Source organism: Fluviicola sp. (assembly GCF_030151805.1).
Classification (GTDB): domain Bacteria; phylum Bacteroidota; class Bacteroidia; order Flavobacteriales_D; family Crocinitomicaceae; genus Fluviicola.
In genome coordinates, this window is the sequence record NZ_JASLCN010000029.1 from 19116 (window position 1) to 28719 (window position 9604).

General features: G+C 41.3%; 8 protein-coding genes. 6 read left to right on the forward strand and 2 right to left on the reverse strand.

Annotated elements, in window-relative coordinates:
- Entirely contained in the window at positions 1–2484 is a 2484-nt protein-coding gene (locus Q1V93_RS01110; RefSeq protein ID WP_300660307.1) for a GEVED domain-containing protein, read from the reverse strand.
- A 90-nt stretch (positions 2485–2574) separates the two neighbouring features.
- Here Q1V93_RS01110 and Q1V93_RS01115 point away from each other — a divergent pair, with 90 nt between their 5' ends.
- The 6 genes from Q1V93_RS01115 (at position 2575) to Q1V93_RS01140 (ending at position 8946) form a co-directional block, all read left to right on the forward strand.
- Positions 2575–3267 (forward strand): response regulator transcription factor, encoded by a 693-nt coding sequence (locus tag Q1V93_RS01115; protein WP_300660310.1) that lies wholly within the window; start codon positions 2575–2577, stop codon positions 3265–3267.
- Between the two features lie 16 nt (positions 3268–3283).
- Positions 3284–3736: a dCMP deaminase family protein gene (locus Q1V93_RS01120; RefSeq protein WP_300660313.1), complete on the forward strand. Its 453-nt coding sequence runs from the start codon at positions 3284–3286 to the stop codon at positions 3734–3736.
- Positions 3737–5311 carry a S41 family peptidase gene (locus Q1V93_RS01125; RefSeq protein WP_300660315.1) on the forward strand — a complete coding sequence of 525 codons (1575 nt, stop codon included), beginning with the start codon at positions 3737–3739 and terminating at the stop codon, positions 5309–5311.
- A gap of 50 nt (positions 5312–5361) precedes the next feature.
- Positions 5362–6870: a hypothetical protein gene (locus tag Q1V93_RS01130; protein WP_300660318.1), complete on the forward strand. Its 1509-nt coding sequence runs from the start codon at positions 5362–5364 to the stop codon at positions 6868–6870.
- Positions 6871–7447: 577 nt separating this feature from the next.
- A complete protein-coding gene (gene metF, locus Q1V93_RS01135) occupies positions 7448–8398 on the forward strand; it encodes a methylenetetrahydrofolate reductase [NAD(P)H] (RefSeq protein WP_300660321.1) in 951 nt (316 codons plus the stop codon).
- Between the two features lie 2 nt (positions 8399–8400).
- Positions 8401–8946 (forward strand): hypothetical protein, encoded by a 546-nt coding sequence (locus tag Q1V93_RS01140; protein ID WP_300660324.1) that lies wholly within the window; start codon positions 8401–8403, stop codon positions 8944–8946.
- A 51-nt stretch (positions 8947–8997) separates the two neighbouring features.
- Here Q1V93_RS01140 and Q1V93_RS01145 read toward each other — a convergent pair whose 3' ends face one another.
- Positions 8998–9570, reverse strand: coding sequence for a tetratricopeptide repeat protein (locus Q1V93_RS01145; RefSeq protein ID WP_300660326.1), 573 nt, complete (start codon positions 9568–9570; stop codon positions 8998–9000).
- Positions 9571–9604 lie beyond the last annotated feature (34 nt).

The following is a 9604-nucleotide window of genomic DNA, read 5'->3' on the forward strand; positions in this document are numbered from 1 at the left end:
CTATAATTTTACAATTCGTGCAATTCGTTGAACAACTCCGTCGGTAATCCGAAGCTGATAACTTCCTTTTGCCAAAGGCGTCAAATCAAAAATACCTTCCGGATTCATAATCTTATTCTGAACCTGGAGTACTTTACCTGTCATATCAAGTAATTCAATGGAGATGCTTCCGTTATCAAGTCCTGCAAGATTTACTTTCACCTCGTCGGTTGCGGGATTCGGATAAATAGCGATTGTTTCCAGGTAACTCTGATCCAATCCCAAAGGATTCATAAGTAAAATGTTGTAATCTTCTACTTCTCCGAAATTGGTCGTTCCGCATGGCATAATCGGACCTTCTCCTCCTTGTTCCGGATTGAAAACGATGCGAACCCGCATTTTAACAACTCCTGTAACGGCAGTTGAAGGAACAGTGAAATAGAAAACAAGTGAATTTCCTCCGGTAATGGAAACGAAAGCGATTCGTTCTCCCGCATCGTCAAAATCAAAGTCCCCGTTGAAATCAATCCATGCGGCAATTTCGTCTCCGACAAAAGCAGTCCCGGGACTTTGACCTGTAATCTGGGGAATAATCGCAATGTTGTATTGTTCGCCTTTGGTTAATGTGGCACTTAAATTATAGCTGGTGTAATTGGTACAGCCCGTTTCATTGTTGATGGATTCCAACACAACCTTTTGAATAAACTCATCACAACTGACAGAAGTTGCTGCGCATGGAGAAGTAGCGGATGTTACCAAAATATAGTTGGTTTTCAACTCTATATCCGAACCGGCAGAATTTGAAACTGTGAGCTGCACGGTGTAAGATCCGGCAACGGTAAAAGTAACCTGTGGATTTTGAGAAGCAGCAGTGGTTCCTCCGGCAAATGTCCAGCCGCTGGCAGGAGTAATCACCCAGCTCCAGCTTGTTGGACTTCCGGTAGATTGATTCGTAAACTGAGTCGTTCCGCCGATGCTTAAAGTTGTTGGATTTGCTACGAATTGCGCTACCGGTGGATTGGGTGTTACTGCACACGGAGAAGCTGTTCCTGCAAGGGAAGTAACTCCGGTATTGTTCGGATCCAGCCAGGGTTTTAATTGGGCATTGGCAGTTGTCCCGTTTTGATCCCAATCGGAATAGAATTTCCCGTACAAGTCGTTTTTGTCCGGCCCGGTTCCCGTCCCTGCTCCATTAGCGACACAAGCGGAAGACCCACCGGAAAGCTGACCAACAATCAATCCGTTGGAATTGAAAATAGGAGATCCGGAAGATCCGCCTTCAGTAACTCCGTGTCCGTTTGCCGTGGCAGCCCAGAAAACTCTCCAGTGCGCATTGGAAGCTCCGCCATTATACGTTGCGCCAGCTAAGCTTTGCGTGTAAGTAGAAATTTTCTTTGCGCTTCCTGCCGGATGATGAATACCCACACCACTGGCGGAAGCAGCGTTGGATCTGCTCCAGCCGGCATAATAAACATTATAGGAAGCTGGTGGTTGTGAACTCAATTCGACCAGGTAAAAATCCGATCCTGCAACCTCATAGGTTCCCGGAGGATTGTTCAACGTTCCGTTTCCCGATGAAGCGCGAACCGTTCCACCCGTCATGGTTTTACTTCCTTTGGAAGGATCATTGTAATTTGCTGTTCCGGGTGCACAGGAAGTTTTCTGATAATTCCAGTACCAAACCCAGGTAGAAATTGATTGCCCTGCAACACGTTCTCCGCAATGCCAGGCTGTCAGAATATAAGGTTTGCAATTAGTTGCAGTGTTATTGATTGTTGCAGCGGAACAAACATACGTTCCGGTTCCGTCATTGAACGTATAATGAACCACAGATCTGATCTGATCTGTCCAGGCACTTCCTTCCGAACATGCCACGTCGACCTGGCAGCTTTCTGCTTTTTCCAGCGTATTGTCTCCGGCAAATGTATTGACATGGTCTTCTACACCTCTGTAGAAGTAAACGACTTCATTGACAGTAAAAACCGGAAGTTCCTGAACCCATGCGGGCGCACTGTATTCCAGGTATAACCGATCTCCCTGAACCATTTCCATGGCTTGAAAATCATCTGTTGCGGAAGTATATGCTCCCAAAATCTGCCGACCGTTTGCATTGTATGCAAACAGTTGTCCTCCTGCAGGAATCTGAACCGCTTCTGAAAAGTAAAGTCCCAAAGCTTGTGCATCTCTGCTGGCAATAATGAGCCTCCAGACTTTCGTACCGTCAGGAAGTAAAGTCCAGGATCCGGAATTAGACATCGTGATCGAAACGGGAATGTTTAAACCAACACGGTAAGCACGTCTTGAATCGTTTATCAGGTCTTCATTTTTTGCTGAAGCAATATTCGGTTTCGCCAACTGATAAGTAGTTGGAACATATTGGAATGGAGCATGATCAGTTGTGGAAATCTTCTTCAGACCAATCGGGCTTCCTCCTTCACTGATCTGAGCGTTTAATGCTTTGGAAAGCGACAAAAACATGCCCAGCATTAAAAGATATTTTAGCATTGTGCTTATTTTATTTGTAGTTTTCTCAAAATTACACTCTTTTAACAGAAGATTCCAAGTAGAAAACACTTTTTTATAGAAGTTTGTCGCATGAATAAAGTATTGGTTATCGAAGACGAGCAGAGTTTGTTGGAAATAATTCAGTTTAACCTGGAATTGGAGGGTTATTCGGTAACAACTGTAAGCAACGGAAGAGAAGCTTTGATGATGAAGGATCAAGTGGATCAGTACGATTTGGTTATTCTCGATGTGATGCTGCCGGAAGTAAGCGGGCTGGATATCTGCCGTGCTTACAGAGAAGTTTCCGTCATCCCGATTATTTTCGTTTCAGCAAAAGGAAATACCATTGACCGCATTGCCGGATTGAAATTGGGTGCAAATGATTATCTGCCGAAACCCTTTGATCTCGAAGAATTTATTCTGCGTTGCTCGATCCTGGTTCAGCCCATCAAAAAACAAGTGGTCATTCCGTCCGAAATCCGGATTGGAAAATACAAGGTGTTGCCTGCTTCGTTTGAAGTGGAAAATACGATTTCGAATGAAAAGCAGGAATTGAGCAAGCGTGAAATGGAGTTAATTCAATTGTTTTTTTCCAAAAAAGATGAGGTCGTTTCACGCGATGAAATTTTAAATACCTTGTGGACCAATGATCAGTTTCCGACCGGACGAACGATTGACAATTACATTCTGAGTTTTAGAAAGATTTTTGAAGAAGATCCGAAAAATCCGCAGTTTTTTCATTCAATCAGAGGAGTAGGATATAAATTTACCTTACCTGATTAAATTCTATCTTTGTAAGATGTTTGTAGAACAAGAAAGAGAAATTACAGAAGAGAAAAGATTGCGTTATGACAAGGCCTATTTGAGAATGGCTCAAACCTGGGCGGAATTATCGCATTGCGAACGAAAAAAAGTAGGTGCTTTGATCGTACGTGACGGAAGGATTATCTCTGACGGTTATAATGGTACTCCGGCCGGTTTCCCGAATTGTTGTGAAAACCAGGAGGGCGAAACACATTGGTACGTATTGCATGCAGAAGCAAATGCTATTTTGAAAGTGGCACGTTCTACGAACGATTGCAGCGGTGCAACACTTTTTATTACGCTTTCTCCGTGCAAAGATTGCAGCAAGCTGGTTCTTCAGGCCGGAATCAGACGTGTTGTTTACATGACGGAATATAAAGACACTATGGGCGTTGATTTCCTTAAAAGCGCAGGTGTTGAAGTTGTTCATATCCCAGACCCAAATTAAATGAATAAAAAATACGCCTTTGTTTATCCGGTATTGTTGATGGTTTTTCTTGCCGTCGGATTGCTGATCGGATCAAAATTAAACCAGGTTGAAACACCTCCGAATCAATTGGGATCGTATTCCAAAATGCAGGAGATTATCAGTTTGCTGGATCGTGAATACGTGGATTCCATAGAAAGCAAGAAATTGTTCGAAAAGACGATTTCGGACATGCTTCATGAATTGGATCCGCACTCGAATTACATTCCGTATGAGGACATGAAGTCTGTGAATGAACAGATCGACGGAAAATTCGGGGGAATCGGAATCCGCTTTGCGATTATCCGCGATACCTTGTGTGTGACAAATGTCATTCTGAATTCCCCTTCAGCGAGAGCAGGAGTTTTGGCCGGAGATAAGATTTTGATGATCGACGGGAAAAACATTGCCCATAAAAAGATCAAGAATGAAGATGTGTTGGGAAAACTGAAAGGAGATCCGAATACCAAAGTTCAGGTTCAGCTTTACCGGGATTCCAAAAAAATAGAGAAAACGATTTCCCGCGGAATTATTCCGATTCCATCCATTGTTTGTGCTCAGATGCTGGAAGGAAACATCGGCTATATCCGTTTGGATAATTTTTCCGTTTCAAGTGCAGACGAGTTCCATTTTGCTGCGCAGCAATTGAAAAGCAAAGGAATGAAAAAACTGATTTTCGATCTGCGCGACAACGGTGGCGGCGTTTTGGACGGAGCAGTGAAAATTGCGGATGAGTTTTTACCTGCAGGACAAAAAATTGTCATCATCAAAGGGAAAAAATACGCAAACACAACCCGTTATTCAAGATCGGGAGGTTTGTTGGAAAGTACTCCGCTGGTTGTTTTGATCAACGAAAATTCTGCTTCTGCATCGGAAATTTTAGCCGGCGCAATTCAGGATAACGACCGGGGAACTATTATTGGAAGAAGATCTTTCGGAAAAGGATTGGTTCAGCAGGATTTCTCTCTTTCCGACAAAAGTGATGTCCGGTTGACAATTGCCCGTTATTACACACCTTCCGGACGTTGTATTCAAAAACCGTTCGGAGAGAGTTACGAAGATTACTACCACAGCAATGAAAAACGCAGAGATAACGGAGAATATTTCGCACCGGATTCGTCGGTTTTCAAGAACGCGAACAAATTCAAGACGCTAAAAGGAAGAACCGTTTATGACGGAGGTGGAATCATGCCGGATATTTTTGTTCCGCTCGATACTTTAAACTCGACCTTGTATTATTTGTCTTTAAGATATGCGGGAGCATTTCAGCAGGCGGCTTTTGATTTCGTAGCGAACAAACGCTCTTCCTGGTCTTCCATTCAACAATTCAGCAGTAGTTTTTCCGCACCGAAAACCCTGGTTCAGGCCTTGATAAAAGACGGTGAAAAATTGGGTATTCCATACCGGGCAGATGAATTTGCACGAAGTGAAGGTTTGATCAAACACATTCTGAAAGCGGAAATAGCCCGTCAGTTGTTTATCGAAGAAGGTTACTTTTTTGTGATCGGTTCTTACGATAAAGAAGTTCAGAAAGCGGCACAGATTCTGAAGCGCTAGCGCTGTTTGTTGGGAGAAAAATAGTACTTTCAGGCCATCAATCACATGTCATGAAGTATCTACGCTTAAGCACTTTAAAAAAAGAAAATCCGGATCTTCATTTTCCCGTTTCCGAAGATCAGAGGGAAGCTTTTTTGGAAAGTTGCCGAAAGGTATTTCCGGATGCTTCTGAAAAAGAACGCGTTCATTTTTTTGAGAATTGTTCAGATCAGAAAAAACTCGTTTTTATTTCCTGGACGGAAGAAAACCGCTCGTTAATTCAACTCATTGAAAAAAGGGATTTTACGGAATTATTTACAGACAATTCCCGGATTCAGGAACACGCTTTGTTCAGAGAATACACGGCTTTTATAGAACCGTTTCTTTACCCGATTTTCACGGAAAGGTTGAACAGTATCTCGGATAAGAATATTCATTTCTTGATGAGCTATTCCATTCTATTGCCTAATTACCGGCAAAACCTGGTTCAGGATTCGCTTTCGGAATGGGTTTTTGAACAGAAAGAATTGCTTGAGAAGACTTTGAAAAAGGTTAAAAGAGATGCGGATTTACACCGGCAGATTGATACTTTTCTCACTCCCAATCTCATTGCTGCTTTAAACTTGCTGAATGTAAATCATTACCGCGTTAAAACGCAATTGCTGGAATTTTTCATGAGCATGGCCTACCATCCCAAAAGTTCTACCCGTTTTTTGATCTACCTGAGCAATAAACTGCTGGCGATAAACTACACGACAGAACATAAAAAACAACTGAGCGAATTCGGAACGGATGTCAAAAAGGGGAAAATAGTGGTTGAATCGACGCGCGTTTCCTGGTTGAGATTAAGTGCGATCATTCTCATCTTTGTTTTGTGTGCCGGAGGAATCATTGCTTTGTTTTTTGTAGAGGCAGATCCGGAACAGGATCTTGCGCAGGAACAAACGGCTTATATGTCTTTGAGCAAGGAAGAGCGTCAGAAACTCGACTCAATCATCAAAGACGTAAAGAGTGAAGAACACATGGTAAATGATGCGCAGCTGGATTCCAATATTCCGTTTGTTGGCACCGATTTAATCAAGAAACGCAGTTGGAAGAACGAGGTTTTCCAAAAATTGCATCAACAGTGGGGAGACAATGATTCTGTTCCGTTCACCAAATTTTTCACCAGGGAAAACAAATTTACAAAACCCTATATCAACACGAAAAACCTCGATAAAAAGACGGGTCAGATCGCTGTGGAGTTTCACAATGAAACCGATTTGATGGTTTTGATTATGGTGTTTCAGAATAGCAAAAAAGAACCGGTTTATACCAAATACATCAACTCAAAGACCTTAGGAGAATGGAAGATGAATAACGGCGAGCACCTGGTCGTTTTGCCGGGAAGCAAGGTTCCACCAAATCCGAAATTCGGAAATCTTCCTTTCAGAGAACTGGATCAGCATTTTTACGAGAACCTGGGAATTGCTTATTATGTAGATTCGTTTAACGGAAAACGCATCAAACTGGTTTGGGAAAATCTGGGGAACAATGATTCGTATCTGGTGGATTTATCGGGAGCATTGGTAAAAGAGTAAAAAAAGAAGAGAGACTGGAAATAAAGTCTCTCTTCACACGCTACCTAACTAAACCTAACTACTACTACTTATTAATCCTCTAACGGGGATTTTTTTGTTTTGGTACGTCACAATGTTGTAATTAACGTCTTTTAACGAGTATCAGCAGGAATTGGAAGCGATTCTGACCAGTTGAATCTTTCCGAAACCCTTTAAAAATGGGCTGTCTATATCATATTGTATTGTGATTTTGGGAGTCTCGTCCCAATATTGGGAAATTGGGTTTTTGGGAAATAGTTCCTTCCGGAAAAAAGGCTTAAAAACAACAAGAGAGAAGCGGGCGCTCCTCTCTTGTTCCAACCTAAACTACTACTACTTATGAAAACTAACCTCTAATTCATTAGCAAATAACGTACCAAAGTATTTTAGATGCTTCTGATATTAGCGTATACAAAGATAACGGAGACTTTTTGATTTTGTTTCATTACGAAGTTCTTTTTAACATTATTTGCAAAACGGGATTTTTGTTGAAAAAAGCACGTGAGATAAGATTTGATGTATCTTTGATTCCAATTTATAATATATCCTCTCTGAAGGCATGAAAGTTATCGATCATTTAAACACAGCGAAAGACACGCTATTTTCCTTTGAAATTCTACCTCCGCTAAAAGGAGCGAATATTCAATCTATTTACGATGGTATTGATCCATTGATGGAATTCAAACCAAAATACATAAATGTCACCTATCACAGGGAAGAGTTTATCTACAAAGAACGCGAAAAAGGCCTTCTTGAAAAGATAGCGATCCGAAAAAGACCCGGAACTGTTGGGATTTGTGCGGCGATCATGAACAAGTATTATGTAGATGCCGTTCCCCATTTGATCTGTGGGGGATTTTCCCGTGAAGAAACTGAAAACGCATTGATTGATTTGCAGTTTTTGGGAATAGACAATGTATTGGCACTAAGAGGTGATTCGATTAAAACAGAATCAACCTTTAAACCGGATCCGGAGGGACATAAATATGCCGTAGAACTGATCAATCAGATTACGGATATGAACCAGGGGCGTTATTTGGTAGACGATATTAAACTCGCGCCAACGGATTTTTGTATCGGGGCGGCTGGATATCCCGAAAAGCATTTTGAAGCAATGAACCTGAGCACGGATTTGCTTTATCTCAAAGCAAAAGTAGATGCCGGAGCGGAGTATATTGTGACGCAAATGTTCTTCAATAATCAGAAATACTTTGCGTTTGTGGATGCATGCAGAGCAGTAGGGATCAATGTTCCGATTATTCCGGGAATCAAACCGATCACAACTTTAAATCATATCTCGTTTCTACCGAAAGTTTTCCATATTGATCTGCCGGAAGAACTGAGCAAGGATTTGATCAAGTGCAAGACGAATAAAGAAGTATTTGAGGTAGGCGTAGAATGGGGAATTCATCAATCACAAGAATTGAAAAAGGCAAACGTGCCTGGAATTCACTATTATACCATGTCGACTTCCGAAAGTGTTAAAACAATTGCAGAAAAAATATTCTAATTATGAAAAAGTTACTGTTGAGCTTCCTGTTTTTGGGTCTATGCCTTGTTGGATTCGGACAAGCAAAATTTCCTCCGTTAAAATTGAGAAATACGCTGGTTGTAAGTCATCTTGACAAGCAGGCAGACCAGTTTTCATTGGAAATTGCGGTTTCGGATGTGCTTTCAAATGTGAAAGTGAAAAACATGGTTTCTCTTAATGTTTTAAAAGCAGGAGGGGATCCGCAGGTGTTGATGACGGATTCCGTTACACAAATGCTTGCGGCCAAAGGAATCAATACGTTGATGCTGGTTTCTGTTCGTGGATTCGACAACCGATTTAAACCTTCATCCGGAAACATGACTTTGGCGGAAGACCTGGCGGCGGACAACTTGTTCCCGATCTATAAGGAAGATATCGTTTCTGTGACGTTTGAATTCCATTTTTACAGAGACGGGAAATTGGTTTACACGGATTTGTTGAAAATCGGAGGAATCAATTCAAGAGACAAAGTATTGCGAAAATTGCGTAAAAAACTCGCTAAGAAAGTGTTGAAGGATTGGGTTTAAATAAGTGAAAATGTAAAATTGAAAAGGTGGAAAATAATTGATTTAAAGTAATTAGTTCACTCTTTTATTGTATTCTTTCTTTGCCAATTCTGCTGCTGACCGGACAATTTCATTGCCGGGATCGTGAATCAGGTAATAGTCGAAATCCGCTAAAGCATCGGAATACTGACCCAATTTCAGGTAACACAACCCGCGCTTTTCATACAATTCAATATCGTATTTGGAATAAGGGGCTGCAAGCGAAAACAAGCGAACAGCCTCTTGATATTCTCCTTTTTCAAAAGCTTCGACAGCTTGTTTTTTCAAGATTAAGAACCCGGAATTCCGTGCAATTTTAGCTGCCTTGATTTTTAGAAACTGGGCGATTTCTTGTCGCTGGTTTTCTGTGATTTCTTCCTTTCCGATATAAACTAATTCATCGAATACTTCATCGAACTCCGAACAGGCACTTTTGATATCAAACTGGTGTAATTTTTCCATTGAAGGAACATTCGTGCTCGACCAAAAGCGCTGAACCAGGATTTGATCAGTGGAAAATTCCAATAATTGAAACAAATAATAAAGAGAATCAATACGAAAGTAGAAATAACTTCCCGGGGTCAATTTCTCTATCTCAGATTTCATACCCGAAAGATACAACTAATTAAGAAGTGAAAAT

Excerpts from the sequence above, each read along its gene's own strand:
- Q1V93_RS01110 (WP_300660307.1), bottom strand. The coding sequence starts at position 2,484 with ATGCTAAAATATCTTTTAATGCTGGGCATGTTTTTGTCGCTTTCCAAA.
- Q1V93_RS01115 (WP_300660310.1), top strand. The coding sequence starts at position 2,575 with ATGAATAAAGTATTGGTTATCGAAGACGAGCAGAGTTTGTTGGAAATA.
- Q1V93_RS01120 (WP_300660313.1), top strand. The coding sequence starts at position 3,284 with ATGTTTGTAGAACAAGAAAGAGAAATTACAGAAGAGAAAAGATTGCGT.
- Q1V93_RS01125 (WP_300660315.1), top strand. The coding sequence starts at position 3,737 with ATGAATAAAAAATACGCCTTTGTTTATCCGGTATTGTTGATGGTTTTT.
- Q1V93_RS01130 (WP_300660318.1), top strand. The coding sequence starts at position 5,362 with ATGAAGTATCTACGCTTAAGCACTTTAAAAAAAGAAAATCCGGATCTT.
- metF (WP_300660321.1), top strand. The coding sequence starts at position 7,448 with ATGAAAGTTATCGATCATTTAAACACAGCGAAAGACACGCTATTTTCC.
- Q1V93_RS01140 (WP_300660324.1), top strand. The coding sequence starts at position 8,401 with ATGAAAAAGTTACTGTTGAGCTTCCTGTTTTTGGGTCTATGCCTTGTT.
- Q1V93_RS01145 (WP_300660326.1), bottom strand. The coding sequence starts at position 9,570 with ATGAAATCTGAGATAGAGAAATTGACCCCGGGAAGTTATTTCTACTTT.